Origin of the sequence: Tannerella forsythia (assembly GCF_003860135.1) — a bacterium.
Classification (GTDB): Bacteria; Bacteroidota; Bacteroidia; order Bacteroidales; family Tannerellaceae; genus Tannerella; species Tannerella forsythia_A.
The window spans coordinates 112933-134317 of sequence record NZ_RQYN01000005.1; the positions used below are offsets into that span (position 1 = coordinate 112933).

General features: G+C 46.6%; 10 protein-coding genes and 1 tRNA gene. 7 read left to right on the plus strand and 4 right to left on the minus strand.

Going from position 1 to position 21385, the window contains the following annotated elements:
- The first annotated feature begins 10 nt into the window (after nt 1-10).
- Nucleotides 11-727, plus strand: coding sequence for a porin family protein (locus tag EII41_RS02830; RefSeq protein WP_124789336.1), 717 nt, complete (start codon nt 11-13; stop codon nt 725-727).
- Here EII41_RS02830 and EII41_RS02835 read toward each other — a convergent pair.
- Genes EII41_RS02835 through rsfS form a run of 3 tightly spaced genes read right to left on the minus strand, consistent with a single transcriptional unit; the run spans nt 714 to nt 3963 of the window.
- Nucleotides 714-1565, minus strand: coding sequence for a phosphatidate cytidylyltransferase (locus tag EII41_RS02835; protein WP_124789337.1), 852 nt, complete (start codon nt 1563-1565; stop codon nt 714-716). The two genes, EII41_RS02830 and EII41_RS02835, sit on opposite strands and share 14 nt — an antisense overlap.
- 13 nt (nt 1566-1578) lie before the next feature.
- Nucleotides 1579-3579, minus strand: a complete 2001-nt coding sequence (gene ftsH / locus EII41_RS02840) for an ATP-dependent zinc metalloprotease FtsH (RefSeq protein WP_124789338.1) — start codon at nt 3577-3579, stop codon at nt 1579-1581.
- A gap of 24 nt (nt 3580-3603) precedes the next feature.
- Complete coding sequence (gene rsfS, locus EII41_RS02845) at nt 3604-3963, minus strand: ribosome silencing factor (RefSeq protein ID WP_124751634.1); 360 nt, start codon at nt 3961-3963, stop codon at nt 3604-3606.
- A gap of 112 nt (nt 3964-4075) precedes the next feature.
- Here rsfS and EII41_RS02850 point away from each other — a divergent pair.
- Nucleotides 4076-4146, plus strand: a tRNA-Gln gene (locus EII41_RS02850).
- Nucleotides 4147-4210: 64 nt separating this feature from the next.
- Here EII41_RS02850 and EII41_RS02855 read toward each other — a convergent pair.
- Complete coding sequence (locus EII41_RS02855) at nt 4211-5326, minus strand: acyltransferase family protein (RefSeq protein WP_124789339.1); 1116 nt, start codon at nt 5324-5326, stop codon at nt 4211-4213.
- A 417-nt stretch (nt 5327-5743) separates the two neighbouring features.
- On the opposite strand from EII41_RS02855, the gene EII41_RS02860 reads away from it, so the two are divergent.
- From EII41_RS02860 to EII41_RS02880, 5 genes are all read left to right on the plus strand, one after another.
- Complete coding sequence (locus EII41_RS02860) at nt 5744-6199, plus strand: hypothetical protein (RefSeq protein WP_124789340.1); 456 nt, start codon at nt 5744-5746, stop codon at nt 6197-6199.
- Nucleotides 6200-7034: 835 nt separating this feature from the next.
- The gene (locus tag EII41_RS02865) at nt 7035-14396 is read left to right on the plus strand and encodes an InlB B-repeat-containing protein (RefSeq protein ID WP_185711810.1); all 7362 of its coding nucleotides are present in this window, start codon (nt 7035-7037) and stop codon (nt 14394-14396) included.
- A 789-nt stretch (nt 14397-15185) separates the two neighbouring features.
- Entirely contained in the window at nt 15186-15896 is a 711-nt protein-coding gene (locus tag EII41_RS02870; RefSeq protein WP_124789342.1) for a DUF6261 family protein, read from the plus strand.
- A 110-nt stretch (nt 15897-16006) separates the two neighbouring features.
- Complete coding sequence (locus EII41_RS02875; RefSeq protein WP_124789343.1) at nt 16007-19138, plus strand: SusC/RagA family TonB-linked outer membrane protein; 3132 nt, start codon at nt 16007-16009, stop codon at nt 19136-19138.
- Nucleotides 19139-19159: 21 nt separating this feature from the next.
- Entirely contained in the window at nt 19160-21091 is a 1932-nt protein-coding gene (locus tag EII41_RS02880; protein ID WP_124789344.1) for a SusD/RagB family nutrient-binding outer membrane lipoprotein, read from the plus strand.
- Nucleotides 21092-21385 lie beyond the last annotated feature (294 nt).

The following is a 21385-nucleotide window of genomic DNA, read 5'->3' on the forward strand; positions in this document are numbered from 1 at the left end:
TAAAAGTAAATTGAGACGAACTATATTGATTATATTATGGGTATGTTTTTGGGCTGCTTCGTGTCTTTATGCTCAACGACAAAGACCGAAGAACCAGCCGTATGCCGATATGAAGCGGTATCATTTCGGGTTTCATGTCGGGATGCATACGCAAGATTTGATTTTAACGCATTCGGGGGTGACGACGTCTGACGGCAAAACGTGGTTTGCCGAAATACCGTCTTATTCGCCGGGATTCAGCGTTGGGGTCATCGGCAATTTATATATCAATCAATATTTGAATCTGCGTTTTACGCCGACCGTTCACTTTGGCGATAAGAAGTTTGCTTTTATTGACGCGCGAGCTTCCGATTCTCAGGCTACGTTTACCACTTCGATCCGATCGAATTATCTTGCCTTGCCGTTAGATCTGAAATATACGGCGATGCGACTTAATAACTACCGTCCTTATTTGCTTGGCGGTGTCTTTACCAGTTTTGACATGGGGCGTAAAAAAGAAACTCCGGTCTTGCTAAAGCCATTGGATTATGGAGTAGAAGTTGGCTTCGGATGTGATATTTATTTGCCTTATTTCAAGCTTTGTCCCGAGCTGAAGTTTTGTTTCGGACTGGCCGATGTCCTGCAAAAAGACCGTCGTGATTTGATCAGCGAGCCGGATCGGGTGTATACTGAGGCGCTATCGAAAGCTACTTCACGTTTGATCGTACTGACATTCAACTTTGAATAAAGACTCTTAGATAGAGCCAAATAACCGGAGTGGCCAGCATCATACTGTCGAAGCGGTCTAGTACGCCACCGTGTCCCGGAAGGAGTGTCCCGGAATCTTTGACGCCATAGGTTCGTTTAATCAGAGATTCAACCAGATCTCCCCATGTGCCGAATACAACGATAATCGTTGCGAAAGCCATCCAGTGATACCCACTCACCACAGGATAAAAATAAGCCAATGTCAACGCTGCAATCCATGCAATGACAAGCCCCCCGGCAAATCCTTCCCATGATTTCAACGGAGAAACACGCGGGAACATACGTCGTTTGCCGAATGTCGTGCCCACCAAATAAGCCCCGGTGTCATTGAGCCAGATAAAAAGAAAGATAAACAACCCATAATAAGGGAAGTATGTCTTATTTATCGGATCGAACACAACAAAATTGAGCATGGAAAAGAGCCCGGCACCATAAAACTGAGAAAAGAGTGTCGTTGCCCACCGGTTTACCGGATTTTCTTTTTTGTGATATAGGCCCGCGATTAAGATGAAAATCAGAAAAAGCAAATATGGCGCATAGATTAGTTCTGAGGCTTGTCCGCTCGCATAGAAAAAAGAGGCCGCAAAAAGATACATCCCCCCGGCGATTTCCAACCATCGGGAGAGGGCATTTTTATGATGAGGGGTAGAGATTTCTGCATCATTATTATGTCGGATAAGTGAGTGAAGCTCGTGCAGGGAAAGGCCTACAACAAGCATAAACAACGCGAGGAAAGCATAGGGATGTAGCGTCATCGCAAGTACGATGACGGCTACATACACAATTCCGGTTACTGTTCTGATGAATAATTTTTTCAAAGCACAGCGTCTTTTAAAAGCCTACTTCCGTTTCCGTATGTTGAACCGATTCCGGAATAGGAGACGACTGGTTTGTGGAACCATCCTGTTGCTCCATGATTTCCTGTGAGCGAGAAACCCAAGGGCGTTTTCCGAAAATCGCCTCCAAATCTTCCGAATAGATCACTTCGGCTACCAGCAGTTTTTCAGCCAATTGATTGTGTTGAGCCGCGTGCTCGGTCAAAATACGTTTGGCACGTTCGAACTGCGAGTTAATCATGCTTTGTACTTCCTTATCGATCAGTTGTGCCGTTTCTTCACTGTAAGGTTTGGTAAAGCCCCATTCCTGCCCTGTGGAATCGTAATAATTCAGGTTAGGCAGTCGTTCGCTCATGCCAAAATAGGTGACCATCGCGTATGCCTGTTTGGTAACACGCTCCAGATCGTTCGAAGCTCCGGTAGAGATTTCGCCGAGGAAAACTTCTTCTGCCGCGCGCCCGCCAAGCGTCGCACACATCTCGTCTAATAGTTGCTCACGTGTAGTAATCTGCCGTTCTTCCGGTAGATACCATGCGGCTCCAAGTGCTTTTCCTCTAGGTACGATGGTCACTTTAACGAGAGGATTGGCGTGTTCCAGCAACCAGCTGATGGAGGCATGGCCGGCCTCGTGGTAGGCGATGCTTTTACGTTCCTTTGCTGTCGTAATTCTGGTTCGTTTTTCCAGACCACCCACGATCCGGTCGACGGCATTCATAAAATCTTCTTTCTGCACGAAACTTTTACCGTTTCTTGCTGCAATCAGGGCTGCTTCGTTGCATACGTTTGCAATATCTGCTCCCGAGAAGCCCGGTGTTTGGCGTGCCAGAAAATCGGTATCGACCGATGAATCGATTTTAATCGGTCGAAGATGTACGCCGAAGATTTCTTTTCGTTCGTTCAAGTCGGGCAGTTCGACATGAATTTGACGGTCGAAGCGTCCCGCGCGCAATAGCGCTTTGTCGAGCACATCGGCGCGGTTCGTAGCAGCGAGGATGATCACGCCGCTGTTCGAACCGAAGCCGTCCATTTCGGTCAGCAGCTGGTTCAGTGTACTTTCACGTTCGTCATTGCTTGTCATATTGGCATTCTTTCCGCGAGCCCGTCCTACGGCGTCGATCTCGTCGATAAATACGATACAAGGAGCTTTTTCTTTCGCCTGACGGAATAAGTCGCGCACACGCGATGCCCCGACACCGACAAACATTTCCACAAAATCCGAGCCGGAGAGGGAGAAAAACGGTACATGCGCTTCGCCGGCTACTGCTTTGGCTAAAAGCGTTTTTCCTGTTCCCGGAGGGCCTACCAACAAAGCTCCTTTGGGAATTTTTCCGCCTAATTCGGTATATTTTCCCGGATTTTTCAGGAACGAGACGATTTCTTCTACTTCCTGTTTGGCTTCGACAAGTCCGGCCACGTCTTTAAATGTCACTTTGACATGCGAATTTTTGTCGAAAAGCTGCGCCTTTGATTTTCCTACGCTGAAAACGCCGCCCGGTCCTCCGGCTGCTCCCCCTGCCATGCGACGCATAAAGAACAGCCACAGTAAAATGATGATAATGAAAGGCCCGATGGATACGAGCAAGTTCCATAGCGTATCATCTCCTTCCTTGAAACTTAACTGTGCCGAGATTTGCTTCTCGGCCACCATTTTGTCGTAAAAATCCGAGAACTTATCGGCCGAAGGGATTTTGACATATACCTTTGCTTCCGTTCCGAACTGTTCTTCTTCACGGGTGAAAATTCGTTTCCGGTGGTCACTCTTGACAGTAGCCTCCAAAAGGTTTTTACGATTGTGGACGACCATTTTATCGAATACGTTGTCGGCAGCTAACTGCTGAAATTCGGTCCATCCCAACTCTTTCGAAGCCGAGAAATCATTCATCAGATATAGTCCCATCAACGCGACAAAAACAATTCCGTACATCCAATACAGGTTGAAACGGAATTTAGGCTTGTTGCCGCTATCGTTTTTCGGCAAATTATTTTTTTCTTCCATACATTATATATCAAACCGAAACGTTCAGTCTAAATCGGGAATGGCTTTAATCTTCGAATCGGCCCATAGATTTTCCAGATTATAGAACGATCGTTGTTCGGGCATAAAGATATGAACAAGAACCGTGCCATAATCCATCCCAATCCATTGTGCATTTCGGTTGCCATCCATCGAGAGTGGTTTCTCGCCGGCATCTGTGCGGACGATGTCCCAAACGGAGTCGGAGAGTGACGATACTTGTGTCGGGCTGTTCCCTTCACAAATGACCATATATTCGCAAATCGCTCCCGATAATTGACTCATATCTACTGTAACGATTCGTTTTCCTTTTTTTTCTTGCAGGCCTTTAACGACCGCATTGACAAGTGTTTTTGTTTGATTCATTCTTGCTTTTTTCAATTCTGCGGGACAAATATAAGTCATTATTTTTTGGCGGGAAAAAAAATATATGTAATTTTGCACCCGGAAAGAAGAGAAACTCTTTCCTACTTCCCATTGTTCTATGGTGTAATGGTAGCACAACAGATTCTGGTCCTGTTTGTCTAGGTTCGAATCCTAGTAGAACAACAATGAAATGTTACATGTTTCATTGTTTTCATTCTTCCCTCTCTTTTTCGAATATAAAGTGTTTCTACACTTTCAGAAAGATTTGCTTCCGATATAAAAAGTAAAGGAATAGCCAGCAGGCAGCGATGTATCCGCAACCGTTGAGAATATTTTCCCATACTTCAGGAAATTTGGCGGCAAGTCCTGCAATAAAAAAGTCGGAAATGTGTTGAAAGTCGATGATACGTTGCGCGAGGTAAATGGTGATCGAGTTCATACCAATAACCCTGAAAAACAACGTCCAGCGTCGATAACCTTCTACATCGATGATATAATAAAACAGCGCGAACATGATCAGCGAATAGCCGGCCAAAACACAGACAAAACTACTTGTCCAAAGTTGCTTGTTGATAGGAAAAACCGTATCCCAGAGGTAGCCGATAAGCATCAGTACGATGCCGGCAGCAAGCATATAGAGCGACTTCTTATAGCCTGAAATTTTCTTTTCCGGGCTTTTGACGAACTTTCCGGTTAACATTCCGAGCAGAGCTGTCACAATGGCAGGAAAGGTGCTTAATATTCCTTCGGGATCAAAGTAATTATCGCCGTAGATTAATTTACCCGGAAGCATGATACGATCTATCGTTCCGACCAAATTGTGTTCGAACGAGAATGGATCATCTCCTTCCGGCACAAGCCACAGTAGCAACCAATAGCCGATCAGAATGACCGTTGAAATGACAGTTAGCATTTTCGGTCTGAATTTCATAAAGAGCAGTGCGGCAAACATCCATGCCAATCCGATCCGTCCAAGTACACTTGCGCAGCGCAGATCATAAAAGTTCCAGTTGAACAGTCCGTTATAAACCATGCCGAGCAGTACGAGTATGAGACCGCGTTTTACAACTTTCAAGGTGATCTGTTTTTCTGTGTGTTTACTGGCGCGTTGTTTGGCGAGTGAGAACGGAAAGGAAATGCCCGCAATGAAAAGGAATAAGGGGAAAATGGTGTCGTGGTGTACCCAACCGTGCCATTCTACATGTTCCATTTGTCGAGCCATCCACTCGGCTGTTTCGGTACCCGGCCACGGTCGAGAGAAGGCCTGAATCAGGTCGGCCAGTCCCATGATAAAAAGCATATCGAAGCCTCGTAGCGCGTCAAGTGAGAGCAAACGCTCTTTTTTATTTATCTCTGCTGTCATGTTCTTTGTATGATTCAACGTTCATTTTGAAGATGCAAAAATAATTCTTTTTCTGTAATGCTTTTTTGGGGAGAGTATTTTTACCAGAGTTTTTTAGAACTCTTTTTTTGTTTTGTAGTGCTTGTTTAGTATGGATATAGTTTGACTTTATGAGTCGTTTGTTTTTGTTGTGGTAGCAGGGTCAAGAAGCGCAACTGATTATTGTCTCTGTTTTTTATTCTGGCTTGCGGATGAAAATATTCGTGAGTCTGGAAGTTACAGAGCAGAGTCTGTCTTTCGTTTTTTTGTGGTTATTGTTGAAGTTTTCACTATTTTGTTCACGTTTCAGAATAACTTGCGCCTGAATGACGGTATAATTGATAATTTATCTATCTTTGTCGCATTGAATTTATGGAGTTTAGTAATCAGGCGATAGAAATGAAAAGTTATACATTACTTTTATTGCTTTTATTGCCTTGTTTTGCAGGAAAAAGTTATGCACAATCGTTGTATGACAAGCAAGGACGGGTAATAGCAACAAAAATAAACAACGAACAAATCAATGTTACCGGATCAACCTTTCTGATTGAAGAGGGGCGAATGATTGAAGTGTTGGACGGAGCGCGTCGCGAAGATTTGGGCATTAATTATATCCGTCAGCCGGATAGCAACCGGATAGAATACATTAACAAGGAAAGCCAATTAGTGGGTTACTATGTTCCTTCGGAAAATCGATTTTATCGTGTAGAAATCCGAAGCGGTAAGGTTGATCACGTAGCTTTGCTATACGAAGGGCAGGTGTATACGTTGGATGAGAAGCCTTCTTTTCGTATAGATGCAGGTTTCCCGCCCGAGTGGGTAGGTTATGTAGTGTTCTTTTTTCTGGGATATTAAATTTACTACATACACAAACTAAAATAATCGATGAATAATAATGAAAGAAAATAACGTTATTCGACGAAGGTGGAATACCTTCACTGTTTCCATAGCAGAGTATGCGCATAAAAATATGCTGCGTTTCTGGCTGATGGCGTGTCTTATATTATGCTCTGGTACCGGAATATGGGCGCAGAGTGCTCAAGTAATCAATCCATCCGGAGGAACCGGATTAAATGATGGGCTGAAAATTCAGGTAAATACAAATGGAGCGTTAGCAGTTTATCGAAATAATATGGCTCAGTATTGTTGTTCGAATGTTTGGCCAAATGGTGCTACGGGGGGAGTGCCTCTAACATTCCGTTTCAGTAAGGGGAATTCATATAATACATCAACAGCAACTTTGACCGCTTGCTCTACGACCCCTGTACAACAGAATGGCAATACGTATACGACCAGTATTACCGGATGGGTGCGGTCTACTATCTCATCGGATTTGTTCTATGTGACAATCAATGTGACTTATACGCATCCCAATAACTATTTCTATGTAGATTATTTTGTAAGAGCAGCTTCTAATTTGTCTGCTTCTGGAGAGAATCAACTTTTACATCTCTATTTATCTCATGATACTTATATTTTGGGAAAAGACGGCTCACGAGGCTATCGTTCAATAAACGGCACCGGTGAGCTTATAGGAAACTACCGGTCAGAAACAGACAGAGGTAGCTGTGGTGGTGGAGAAAATAATCCGACATATCCTTCCACTCACGGTTTTAAAACAAAAAACGGATTCCGAAGCTATTATACCGGATCTTATAGTTCTCGTAATAATATAGGTTCAGATATTAAATTGACGAATACAATCAATACGACGTGTGTAGATGACGGAGTTGCCGTAGAGTTTACTATTGGGCCTTTTACTTCTGCCGGACAAGTATTTGCCAAGCAGGTGTTGCACGGTTACGGAAACAATCAAGGAGAATTTGATACTACACCGGTGAATGATCCTTCGGTTTCCGGATTATCTTCTTCAGCGGTAACTGTTGAACTTACCTCCAATGCCTATTCCGAACCGGAAGGAAACAGCGATCATACAACCAATACGGTCAAAATCCGTGTCAGTGGGGGGCGGTTAACTCAGGATCAGGTATGCAATTTTACGTTGCATAACGGTACCGCCCAGCAAGGTCCTCATTATACTTATGTGAAAGGGGTTACTATTCCTGCCGGAGATTATAGTACAGCGAAAGAAATAACCCTGAATAATATCACGATCAAAGGCAATACCGAATGTAATACTGACCGTACTTTCCAAATATCGATTGATGATCCCGGACAATGCAATGATTTGATACAAAAAAGTCCCACAAATAATCGGGCAACTATTACGATTCAGGATGATGAAGTTCGTCCTACGATTACGACGAACTTGCCGAATCTGGAATATCATTACGGACAGAATGTGCCTGCCGTAACGTTTGCAACGAATCCGTCGAACGCAACTGTGAGTTGGACAAACTCGAATACGAGCATCGGTCTGAATTCTTCTTCCGGAAATGGGAATTTGCCTTCGTTTATTGCGAAAAACGAGAGTACGGCTCCGATCACGGCTACGATTACCGCTACCCCGCAAGGTGCTTGTCCCGGAACGCCCAAGACATTTACAATCAAGGTACATCCCAAGCTTAAAATTACATACGAATATAATGGAGGAACAGCGCCGACTATATCCAATCCGACGACTTTCTTATATGATCAGTCGGTGACGATTGATAACGAGCCGACACGCAAAGGATATACATTTAAGGGATGGACGTGTCAGGAGCTGAATATTACAACCCCGGCAAAACCGTTTGTTATTCCCGCTCGTACGGATAAGAACCTTACACTTCGTGCCGACTGGGGGCTTGACAACTATACCATTACGTATACGCTCAATGGTGGAGTAGAGCAAGACGGAGGGAACCCAACGTTATATGACGTGAACACGCCGAGCTTCTCGCTGAAGGCTCCCAGAAAGCCCGGCTTTACTTTTACGGGCTGGACGGGTAGCAACGGGACATCTCCCAATACTTCGGTCTCGATCCCTCAAGGATCTACCGGGAATAAAAATTATACTGCTAACTGGACGGAAAATACGTATACGATTTCGTATAATTACAATTCCGGTAATGCTCCGGCTTCACCGAATAAAGCCCAATATAAGATTACGGAGGTGCCTTTTGATATTAATTCTACGGCTACCGCGAATCAGCCTACCCGTACCGGCTATGATTTTACCGGTTGGACTGGGCCTAATGCTACTTCGGCTACAAAAACCGTACATGTAACGAATGCCGTATTCGTGTCTTCTGGAGATCCTCAAAACTTGTCGTATCTGGCTAATTGGGTGCCGATCAATTATACGTTGACTTATCATCTGAACGGAGGAACGGCGTCCAATCCGGCGGACTATACCATCGAATCGCCCGAACTGAGCTTGAACAGGCCTACCCGTTCGGGATATACGTTTACCGGCTGGACCGGAACGGGGCTAAGCGGTCAAGTGATGGATGTGAAGATTCCGCGAGGCTCGACCGGAAATCGCGAATATACGGCTAATTGGACGCCGATTAATTATACCATTACGTATAAGGATGGTTCGGCTAATATTACCGTTCCGGGAGCGCCGACGCAATTCAATGATCCGCAGTTGCCGCTTACCATTAACAATGAACCGACCAAACCGGGTTGGACGTTTACCGGCTGGACGGGCGGTGCCGGAGCTGATGGTGGAAAAGTGATTACTATCCCCGACAACACGCATGCAAATCAGATATATACGGCCACGTGGAATCCGATAACCTATACGATTACATTCAATCCGAATGATGGGGTGAATCCCGCTATTCAGCCGGAATGGACAAGTTACGATATGTCCAAGTTGCCGCTGAGTGGCGTCAGTGTGACACCTACACGTACAGGATATACCTTTAACGGATGGACAGGCCACGGTCTGACGAATCATAAGGCTCCGTTCTCGATTGCCTCTACGACAAACGGGGTGCCCGGTAATTTAACTTATACGGCACAATGGATTCTGGATACGTATAACTTGAGTTATGATTTAGGAGGAGGAGCAGTTGCGACCGCGAATCCTACGACGTATACCTATACGACGCAAACGATTACGCTCACAAATCCTACACGTAAGGGCTATACGTTTGCCGGCTGGACCGGAACGGATATTACGGGAACGAGCATGTCGGTACAGATTCCGCAGGGATCTGTCGGGCATCGTTCGTATACGGCAACGTGGACGGCCGACAGATATACGATTTCCTACAATCTGGCCGAAGGGATGGTGACTACGGCGAACCCGGATGAATATTATGTCACAACCCCTACGATTACGCTTAATAATCCGAGTCGTTCGGGCTATACGTTTGCTGGCTGGACGGGAACGGGTATTACCGGTTCGTCTACGTCGGTGCAGATTCCGTTAGGCTCTACCGGAGACCGGACCTATACGGCCACATGGACTCCAATTACGTATACAATTAAATATGTAGATGATAACGGAACGACAGAGTTGCCTGCCGGAGCACTATCGGCCGGAGCTCCCACACAGTTTGACGACACAGAGTTGCCGAAGGCTTTTACCGTAACAGCGACTAAAGCGGGTTGGACATTCGAAGGATGGGAGCAAGGAGCCGGAGCCGGGGGGACACCTGATGTGACGATTCCGAAAGCAGCCGCTTCTCACGCCCATCAGACGTACAAAGCGAAATGGACGGTGATAAATTACGATATTACGTATTCACTCGACGGTGGAACTGTCGGGGCGTCTGCTAACCCTTCGACTTATCAGGTGACTTCTGCTCCAATCACGTTGACTCCTCCTACCAAGTCGGGTTACACGTTTGCCGGCTGGACCGGTACGGACCTTGGTGGCCCGACTTTGAATGTGACAATTCCGACCGGCTCTACGGGGGCGCGTTCGTATACTGCTACGTGGACTCCTGTTACTTATACGATAAAGTATGTTGACGATAACGGCACGACGCCACTTACGACGGTATCCGCCGGCGCACCCACGCAGTTTGACGATACGCAGCTTCCGAAAACATTTCATGTAACGGCTACTAAGCCCGGTTGGACATTTGTCGGTTGGACGGGGGGTGCCGGAGCAAGCGGAAGCCAGGCTATTACAATCGCAAAAGAGTCGGCTTCGCATGCTGATCAGACTTATCGGGCGATCTGGACGGCCGATGATTATACGATTACATTCAATGCGAACGGAGGAACGAATCCTACGATTCCCATTAATCTGGCCGGTTACAAGATGACGACTTTGCCGCTTACTGCGAACGTGATACCTACTCGTACGGGTTATACGTTTGCCGGTTGGACAGGTCACGGACAGACGAATCAGACGGCTCCGTTTACGATTGCCTCGACGACAGCCGGTGTTCCCGGTGATCTGGTTTATACTGCCGGTTGGAATATCATTACCTATAATATCAGTTACGACCTCGACGGAGGAACGGTGGCGGGTAATCCTGCAACGTATCAGGTTACCGACAATGATATTACCCTGACGAATCCCACGAAGCCGGGTTGGACATTTGTCGGCTGGACGGGCACAGAGTTGGCGTCTGCCAGCCAGTCTGTAACGATCCCGCAAGGTTCGACCGGAAACAGAAGTTATAAGGCTACGTGGTCGGCTAATGCCTATACGATTACCTTCGATCCGAATCAGGGCGTGAATCCGACGAATATACCGACGCAATGGTTAGGGTATAATATGACGGATTTGCCTTTGAATAATATCAGCGTGACTCCTACCCGTCTGGGATATGATTTTACCGGTTGGACAGGTCCGGGACAGACGAATCAGACAGCGCCTTTCAGCATTACGGATGCTACTCCCACCGTGCCGGGCAATCTGGTTTACGTGGCCGGCTGGAATATCATTACCTATAATATAACGTATACACTGGATGGAGGAACAGTTACTCCGACGAATCCTGCGTCTTATCAGGTAACGACTCCGGCCATTACGCTGAACAACCCGACCCGCACGGGATATACGTTTGCCGGTTGGACAGGAACAGACTTGACTGCTCCGTCTACATCGGTGACGATTCCTACCGGTTCTATCGGACAGCGGGATTATACGGCTACATGGTCGGAAAACGGATATACCATTACGTATAACCTGAATAACGGAACGGCATCGGCTACACCGAACAAGGCAACGTTTAAGATTACGGATGTACCGTTTACCGTTAACACGACCGCTTCAGCCAACCAGCCGACGCGTACGGGGTATGACTTTACGGGTTGGACAGGACACGACTTAACCGTCGCGAACAAGACCATCAATGTGCAGGCCAGTACGTTCTCTACACCGGGAACACCCGAGAACCTGACGTATACGGCCAATTGGAATCCGATTACGTATGCGATCCATTATACGTTGGAGAATGGAACGGCAGGGGCCGGTCATGTTACGTCCTACACGATTGAGTCTCCTACATTTAATTTGGTGCCTCCGACACGGAGCGGTTGGACGTTCGTGGGGTGGACCGGTAGTAACGGTTCCGTACCGCAAACCACCGTTACGGTTCCTCAGGGCACGACCGGCGAATTGAACTATACCGCCAATTGGAGTGCCAATGCTTACACGATTACGTTCGATCCGAATAATGGCGTGAATCCGACTATTCCGTCTAATTTAGCCGGATATAATGTTACGGATTTGCCTCTTGACGTAGACTTGACCCCGACCCGCTTAGGATATACCTTCAAGGGCTGGACCGGGCACGGACTGCCGGGTACGACGGATCCGTTCCGGATCGACAACACGATGCCTGGGGTGCCGGGTAACCTGACTTTTACGGCTACGTGGGAGTTAGACAATTATACCTTGCATTATCATTTGGGCGGAGGTGTTCATGTGCCGGGAAATCCATCTAGTTATAACGTGACCCAGTTGCCGGTCGATGTGGTAACCGAACCGACCCATCTCGACCCGAATACCGTCTTTATCGGATGGACGTGCCGCGAAATGCCGACGGTTCCGATGACGCTGGCATTTACGATTCCCGATCAAACGACCGGCGAACTGAACTTCGATGCACATTGGACCAAGAGCCTGCACAGTCTGAACAACAACCATCCGGGCAATATCAACGATACGCTGTTTGTTTGTGAGGGGCCCCGTAAATTGTATGGCGACCCGCAAGGAAAATCTTGGCAATGGATATTACCCGACGGTCAAATACTGACAACCATGAACATCGATGCGAAGAAATCCGGACGTTATGTGTGCAGCACAAACTATGGAACGAAGATCATCAATGACACATTGCATGTTTACTTCCTGATGGAAAACAATCGTTCTTCGATCCGTTATATTACGACGACAGGGGCTAAATTGAACCGCGCACAGGAATTTGTGCTCGATATTCCGCGCGAGATGTGGCCGCATGTTACTTCGAACTGGAGTGTTTCCGGAGGAGGAGTGATCCGAAAATCTTCGGCCGATTCGCTGATGGTTACTTGGGGCACGATGGGTGACAAGTCGGTTACCGTCGATGTGACCTTTACGTATGCCGGTATCCGATGCAGCAAGCGATTATCGACGAATATCCAGATCGGTCAGCGTTCGCTTGGGTTCTTTGTCGATCACCGGGCGACGGGAGGACGGAAAGACGGCTCCTCTTGGCAAGATGCTTTCCTGACCATTACTGACGCGCTTGCACGTGCGACGGTGGGCGACCGTATCTGGGTGGCCAAAGGAACGTATCAGCCGGTGTCCGGACGATCTTTCGATATCCTGCAAGACAGTATCGAGATTTATGGCGGTTTCGAAGGGACGGAAGAATATCTGTATCAACGTAACATTGCTCAACATCCGACGGTTGTAAAAGGAAACGGAGCATCGGTATGGAGAATAAGAAACTCGACGGGAAGCCGTATCGACGGATTCATGATTGAAGACGGACGGGCCGAACGAGGTGCCGGTGTGCTTTATGAAAGCGCTTCGGGTACGGTTGCGAACTCGATTATCCGTGATAACGTAGCGACCAAGCAGGGTGGGGGAATCTATCTGCCTGCTCCGTTGTCTGGTCATCCGGCATCGCTGATTGTCAATACCGAGATCAGCGGAAACCAGTCGCCTGAAGGCGCCGGTCTTTACAATGATGGTGGCGAATTGCGTATGGTGAATGTGACGATTAGCGGAAACAAGGCTAAGCGTAGCGGTGGATTTTATAACAGGGCAAGCAGTCCCGTAATTACGAATACGATTATCTGGGGCAACGTGGCTACGGAAAGCGCTCCGGAGACGAATGATGTGGTCAATGACGGCGGTTCTCCCCTTTATGCGTTCAGCATCATCGGCGGTTCGAGAACATCGAACGGATGGAACGCGGCGATCGGGCGCGACAGTCAGGGCAATATGGATCGCGATCCGTTGTTCAGGCGCAAAGGGTTTGAGAGTGACGGGGTGACGATGCGTCGCGGTGATTACAAGCTTACGCATTCGAGTCCGGCGGTAGAGTCCGGTTATAACGTTACGCCGCTGCAGATCAACACGCCATGGGATGTAATTTTACAGTATCCGAAGTCATCGTTCCATTCGGGCTTACGCTTCGATTTGAACCATAAGGAGCGTATCAGCGAGAGCCGTGTGGATATCGGAGCGTATGAATACAATGCCGGCGACATTATATTCAATCCGATCTCGCGTCCGGTGACCTTGCCCGAAGTGCCGGGATTGATTACTGAGCCGGGAGCCGGAATCCACATGGTAAAGGGACATGAAAACTTTGTCTTTACCGTACGGCCGAAAGCCGGATACAGCCTCGAGTACCTAACGGTAACGACGGGTATTCCCGTTCGCGACAAGCACGGTATCCTGATGCAGAAAAACAGCGACGGTAGCGTAACCGTGACCATCCTGAAAGTCTGGGAAGCTCTTGACGTGTCGATCAACGGAGTCAGCCCCGTTTCCAACGCGTTGATACCCGAACATAAAGTGTGGGCGCACAGACAGCACCTCTATATCGAAGCTCAATATGCTACGATGATGCAAATCTATACGCTTGACGGACGACTGTATACCCAGCAGATGATTCCACAAGGTAATACGGGTCTTCCGTTAGCCGCCGGATTCTATACCGTAGTCATGGACGGTCGCGTTTACAAAGTGATGGTTGAATAAGCAACCGTTTCTTCTCTCCGGTACTCTGGAGTACTGATCAGAGGCTGCCCCGTAAATAGATGTTTACGCGGGCAGCTTTTTTTATTGAGTGCGGCGGAAGAGAAACAACGCGCGGCGTGCTAAAAAATGTTATATAACATATAAGAAGCCTGCTTCATATTTTAAAAAAATATTTTACCTTTGCGACTGCAAAAATCCTAAGTGAAGAATGAACTTCTGTACTTTTAAATTGAAATGGCCGATAGCTTGCGAACCGTATCTTAATCGGCAAAGAAATACCTCTTTCATTATAATGAATGTTAATAACAGGGGGGGGTATTTAACATGTATTTTGCTGCTTGAAGCGTCTGTCTCAGAATCATTCTTCTTTCGTTCGAACGTTTTTACGTTTTTTTTATATTTCGTCCGGTGTCCGAACATCTCCGCGCTCCTCATTACGCTTATCGGAGGTGTCCGGCAATCTTCGCACATCTCATTACGCTTATCGGAGACGTCCGAACATCTCCGCGCAGTTCATTACGCTTTCCGGAGATGTCCGAACATCTCCGCGCGGTTCGTTACGCTTTTCGGAGGCGTCCGAACATCTCCGTGCGGTTCATTAGGCTTTCCGGAGACCTCCGGCAATCTCTGCACGGTTCGTTACGCTTTCCGGAGGCGTCCGGACATCTCCGCGCGGTTCATTAGGCTTTCCGGAGACCTCCGGCAATCTTCGCGCAGCTCATCAGGCTTTCCGGAGATTGTTTGTTTATCCCGACAACCGATTCTTTTAACCCCTTAAATATTCATTTTATGTTACGTATTGCTTATTCTAAATTATCTACCAAAGTATTGGGTAACTTGTCGAACCGAACGCTCGAGGTCGTTTCGCCGGCATATCAGAGCGGAGTACTGCAACATAATCCGATTGTCGAAGTATTGAAAGCCAAGAACAAGGAGTATCAGGATGTCGTGATCAAGAATACGTATAGCGGTCTGGGCGATCCGGTGGCGCAGGCCGATATGCTGCGCGACACACTGTTTCGCAACCTTCGTCGGATGCTTCAAGGAATGGCGGCATTCAGCCATACCTCCAAAGGCAAAGCGGCCGAAGCCTTGCTGACGGTCTTTGAAGAAACGGGCGATATTAACAACTTGTCGTATGCCGACGAAAATATTGTGATACGGACGTTGATTAAACGGCTCGATGAGCCGGAAAATATGGGTCATCTTTCTACAGCCGTAGCCAAGGACGAATACGAAGCGTTGCGGTTGGCGCAGTCCGCGTTTGAAAAGATGAGCGCCGAGCAGACGGATGCCAATTCGGCTTTGCGGCAAAAGATGTCGGCCTCGAGCGCGCGGCGCGAATTGGAACAGGCGCTGCGCAATGTGTTCTCGCTCGTGTCGGCTATGAAAGATGTGGCAGGTTGGGAGGACTTGTATCACGACCTCGACGAACTGCTCAAAGAAGCCCGCCAAAGCAACCGGAAGCCTAAAAAGGAAGAGCCCGAAGAAGGCGCGTAACAAAAAACGGAAATTTTATCGATGCGAAATACCGGGGCAGCCATGCCACCGGTATTCCGGATAGAATCAACTGAATAAATTCTATTGTATAACTTAAAAAACAAAAAAGCATGAAAGTAAAAAAACTTTTTGGAGCGAGAGGTCTGCTTACACTGTTGCTGTGTATCTCGACCCTTTCGCTTTCGGCGCAAACGATTACCGTGCGGGGAACCGTGACGGATCGGAACAATGAACCGCTGATCGGAGCCACCGTTTCGGTTGCGGGAAGCACGAATCAGGGTACCATAACGGATTATGACGGGAAGTATACCTTGACCGATGTACGCAGCAATGCGAGCCTCATGTTCAGTTACGTAGGAATGAAGGCGCAGACAGTAGCTGTCAACGGTCAAACAACGATTAATGTAACACTCGAAGAAGACAGTGAAATGCTGGGCGAAGTAGTGGTGACGGCGTTGGGTATTAAACGTGAGAAGAAATCGTTGGGATATGCCTTGCAAGAAATTAAAGGTGATGAGATTATTCAGTCCAGAGAGGTGAATATGGCGAATGCGCTGTCCGGTAAGATCGCCGGTTTGCAGGTTGTTAAAGGTAGTAACGGCGTCGGAGGATCGTCTAAGATTGTACTTCGTGGTAATAATTCGTTGACCGGAGATAACCAGCCGTTGATCGTGGTAGACGGTGTGCCTATGGACAACTTTACGGGGGCAAGCAACAATGACTTTTGGAATCCGAGCATGGATATGGGTAATGGTCTGGGTGACTTGAACCCGGAAGATATTGCATCGCTTTCGGTTTTGAAAGGTGCCTCTGCCGCGGCTCTTTATGGTTCGCGTGCCGGTAACGGTGTCATCTTGATTACTACGAAAACGGGTAGTGCGCAGAAAGGACTTGGCGTTACGTTCTCCTCTACAACGGGTTTTGAAAGTGTCTTTATGATTCCGGAGGTGCAAAATGTGTTTGGTCAGGGAAGTAACGGCGTATATGATCCAGAGTCCGGATCAAGCTGGGGAGCTAAAATCGAAGGACAAGAAGTAGAGAAGTGGGATAAGAGCAAGGCTCCTCATCAAAACTATGACAATATCGGAAACTTTATGCGTACGGGAATCAATACGCAGAACTCCGTGGCTTTGTCTCGTCAATTAGGCAAAAGTTCATCGCTTTATTCTTCTCTTACGCACTCTTTAAATAATGATATCGCACCGGGATCGAAACTCGAGCGTCTGAATTTGATCAGCCGTTTTGTGGCCGGATTCGGAAAAGATAACCGATGGACGGCCGATGTGAAGATTCAGTATATTAACACCTCCGTACACAATCGTCCGATTGGTGGAAATAAAGGGGAGAACTTCTGGAGTACAGTCTTGACTATGCCTTCTACAATCGATATTCGTGAGTTCGAAGCCGGAGTTAATGAATTTGGTAACCATATTTGGTATAATCCGAAAAGTGGTTTGAACCCCTATTGGGCATACCGGTATAATATCAATGACGATAACAGAGATCGTTTCTTGATGAACGGTTCTTTAAAATATCAGATCACGGACTGGCTGAGCGCAGAAATTAAAGCCGGTACTGACTTGTATACGACGAATACGGAAGGAAAAACGTATGGTAAAGGACCACTCACTTCGACCGGAAAATACAGTTTGGGAAAAAATGTGTTTAACGAAACGAACTTGAGTTATTTGTTTAGTGCCAGCAAAGATGATTTGTTCGGTAAAGTAGGTATGGCGGCGACATTTGGCGGTAACTTGATGAGACGTGAGAATTCGTCGATTTCTTCCAGTACGGGCGAATTGGAAGTGCCTAATCTGTTCTCGTTGAATAATGCGAAAGGGCATCCCGGAGTATCACAAGGATACGGATTACATAAAATCAATTCGTTGTATGGAACGCTCCAATTTAATTATGATAAATACCTGTTCTTAGATTTTACCGGACGAAACGACTGGTCTTCTACGCTTAGCAAAGCCAATCGTTCATTCTTCTATCCTTCGGTGAGTACCTCGTTCGTATTCTCCGAACTTCTCCAGAAGACTGAATCGCTTCCGTGGCTGACATACGGTAAACTTAGAGCTTCGTACGCCGCTGTAGGTAACGATATGGGACCTTATCAATTGTATAATTTCTTCAACATCGGTAAAGACCCTAACGGCAATACGACGGCCAGCAGAAATGGAGTGTTGTATAACGATAATGTGAAAAACGAATTGATTAAATCGACCGAAATCGGTATCGAAGCGAAATTCTTTAACAATCGTTTGGGCTTCGACTTGGCTTTCTATAAATCGAATGCAACGAATCAGTTACTGAATATTCCCATTAATCCGCTGAGTGGATATAATGCTAAAAAAATCAATGCCGGAGATATCGAGAACAAAGGATTTGAGTTGATGATCAATGCGCGTCCTGTAGATTCACGTGATTTTGCCTGGGACCTCAGTGCGAATATCGCGAAAAACATCAATACGGTAGTTGAATTATCGGATGAGGTGACTCAGTATGGCTTGGGACAAGGATTCGAAAATATTCAGATTCTTGCTGCCAAAGGAGAACGCTATGGAGTCATTTACGGAAGTAAATATGCCCGGGTGGAAGATGAGAAAAGCGAACATTACGGTAAAATCATTGTCGATGAGAACGGAATCCCGACGGCTGCCGACGGAAGTCATTATCTGGGCGATCAGCAGCCGAACTTATTGTTGGGCTTGACAAATACGTTTACATATAAAAATCTTTCACTCAGTGTGCTTTTAGACGCGCGTTTCGGGGGTAAGATTTATTCCTATACCAACTACCTGTTGAAATCGAACGGACGTTCGGCAGCCACAGTAGTCAATGGAGAGCGTGCTAATATCGTGTACGACGGAGTCGTTAAACAAGGCGATCAATATGTTCCCAATACGAAAGAAGTATCGTCGCAAGTCTTTTGGACTACCTTAGCCGGAAGATCGAACAGAAACGTAGGTATTACAGAAGATAACTTGTTTGATGCGACGAATATTCGTATCCGTAACATCGCTTTAAACTATCAAGTTCCTTTTAAGTATGCTCAACTGATCGGGGCGCAAGGTGCCAAAGTGGGAGTGTCCGCCAATAATCTGTGGATGATTGCCAGCCATTTGAATGGCGTTGATCCGGAGTCGGTTTATGCAACCGGTAGCAATGCCGTAGGTCTTGAAAGTTTGTCGCCTCCTACTACAAGGTCTTTCTATTTTAATCTATCCGTAAGTTTCTAACATAAAGAAAATAAAATCATTATGAAAAATATATATTTTAAGATAGGCGCATTCGTTTGTTTATCCGCGTTGCTCACCGCGTGTGGTGATTTTGATGAGATTAACAAGAATCCGACAGCTGCCGATATAGATCAAGTACAGATTGAGTATTTTATAAACAGCTCCATTATTGGCGCGCAGCAGAATCCGCATGTTGCCGAACGTGCTTTCGTGTTATACTGGAAAGATGCCGGACATATGGACCGGATCGGAACGCTCTCTACAGGATATACCGATAACGGTTGGACAACGGATTATTTTAATGAGGCCTCGAAATGGTTGGGCGATGTAAACACCGCCATACAAGTGGGCGAGATGAAAATTCAATCGGGCAATATAGACGAGTATTCCAATAACTTATTGCAGGTAGCCAGAATATGGCGGGTTTATATGATGAGCGAATTGACCGATTTGTTCGGCCCGATACCGATGAATGGCTTTCAGGGCGTAAATCCGGATTTCAACAAGGTAGAGGAAATCTATGATTTTATGCTCAAAGAGTTGAAAGATGCCGTTGCCAAAATGAATGATAAGACGGTGATTGATCGGGTAAAGAAAACAGACCCGGCTTACCAGTATGATTTTGGCAAATGGAAAAAGTACGGTAACTCGATGCGGATGCGTTTGGCTATGCGTATTTCGAATGTTGATCCGGCACGCGCCAAAGCAGAATTTGAAGATGCGGCTAAAGGCAGCGACTTTATTGCTTCTCTGAGCGATAACTTCAAGGTTCAAGAAAAACCGGGATGGGATCCGCTTACCGGAGTGATGAGTCGTGAGTGGAATGCGCAAAGACTGTCTACCACAATTAATAATCTGTACATCGGATTAGGTGGTGTGAGTACGGAGTCGCAAGTAAAAGGAGATACAAAGGCCTTGGCAAAGGTAAAATCCGAAAATTGGATGGGTATAAAATATGAACAGCAGTTCACGACGAAAACGAATGACCCGTCTGCCGGATATTGGTTCGACGGATTACATGCCAAAATAGATCCGCGTGCTTATAAGACGTTTATTATCCCCGGACAGTTCGATAATCCGGAATATAATAAATACCCGTCATGGGCACCCGATCAGACGAGTAAGACGGAGCGTCCGTTGTTGAAACCCAGAGCTAACGATCCGGAGAAGACGGATACCCTCGTGAAGATTGATGCTGCTTATTGCTGGAATGCCGCTGTGGGAGGATCATGGGATAAGAAAGGAACTTATAATAAAGTGATAGGATGGCCGGGATGTCTTCCTCGTTTGGCGAACCGATTCAGAAACAGTTCCGAGTCGCGTATTTTCTTTGCATCGTGGGAATCTTATTTCCTGATTGCAGAAGCTGCGGTAAAAGGATGGACCGTACCGATGAGTGGTAAAGCTGCGTATGAGAAGGGTATTGAAGAAAGCTTTAAATATTGGAATGTCTCCGAACATTATGCAGCTTACATTGCTTCTGAGAATTATAACAGAGTGGGTACTTCTGTAAAATGGGAGCATGTGGCAGAACCTTCGGCCACAGTCTCGATGCAGTACAAGGACGGAGAAACCGGCGAAACGAAAACGATGGATTACAAATATCCGGTAAATACGATCTATAAGAATGGCAGTGTCAGAAACGATCTTCTTACTAAGATTATTACGCAGAAATTCCTTGCTCAAGTTCCTTGGTTACCTCTTGAGGCATGGAGTGATCACCGTCGGTTAGGATTGCCTTTCTTCGAAAATCCGGCCAGAGAATTGCCGTTGGAAGGTATGCCGGCTTTGACGGAGTCGAACTATATGACGAATAGTTGGGACTTTTTCCCGCAACGTGTTCCTTATCCGGCATTCTTGAAAAACAATGTGCCGGAAGGATATAATCAAGCTGTTAGTTTGCTCGGAGGAAAAGATGATATTCATACCGTGCTTTGGTGGGCTAAACATTAATTACGGGTAAAAGCTTAATCGCTTTATAACAACAGGCTATCCGGAGAGTGAGAACTTGACGGATAGCCTTTGTTATTTTCCGGGCTGTCTGATGTAGATGTTCGGATGACGGGTAGTGTTTCCATCCCTCGCGTGATTATCATGAAAAAGACGCTACATTTTTAAAAAACACGTGTGTTTTTCCGGAAAATGTAGCGTCTTTTTCTTTAAACCCTAATTACGCGATAGAAAGTAATGGCGAACAGTTGATTGACAGTTGATATCAGAGACGCCCCCATTGAACGCCTCTACAGA

Bases quoted from the DNA above. Each gene is read 5' to 3' on its own strand.
- ftsH (WP_124789338.1), bottom strand. From the start codon at position 3,579: ATGGAAGAAAAAAATAATTTGCCGAAAAACGATAGCGGCAACAAGCCT.
- EII41_RS02870 (WP_124789342.1), top strand. From the start codon at position 15,186: ATGTTACGTATTGCTTATTCTAAATTATCTACCAAAGTATTGGGTAAC.
- EII41_RS02880 (WP_124789344.1), top strand. From the start codon at position 19,160: ATGAAAAATATATATTTTAAGATAGGCGCATTCGTTTGTTTATCCGCG.
- EII41_RS02875 (WP_124789343.1), top strand. From the start codon at position 16,007: ATGAAAGTAAAAAAACTTTTTGGAGCGAGAGGTCTGCTTACACTGTTG.
- EII41_RS02855 (WP_124789339.1), bottom strand. From the start codon at position 5,326: ATGACAGCAGAGATAAATAAAAAAGAGCGTTTGCTCTCACTTGACGCG.
- rsfS (WP_124751634.1), bottom strand. From the start codon at position 3,963: ATGAATCAAACAAAAACACTTGTCAATGCGGTCGTTAAAGGCCTGCAA.
- EII41_RS02860 (WP_124789340.1), top strand. From the start codon at position 5,744: ATGAAAAGTTATACATTACTTTTATTGCTTTTATTGCCTTGTTTTGCA.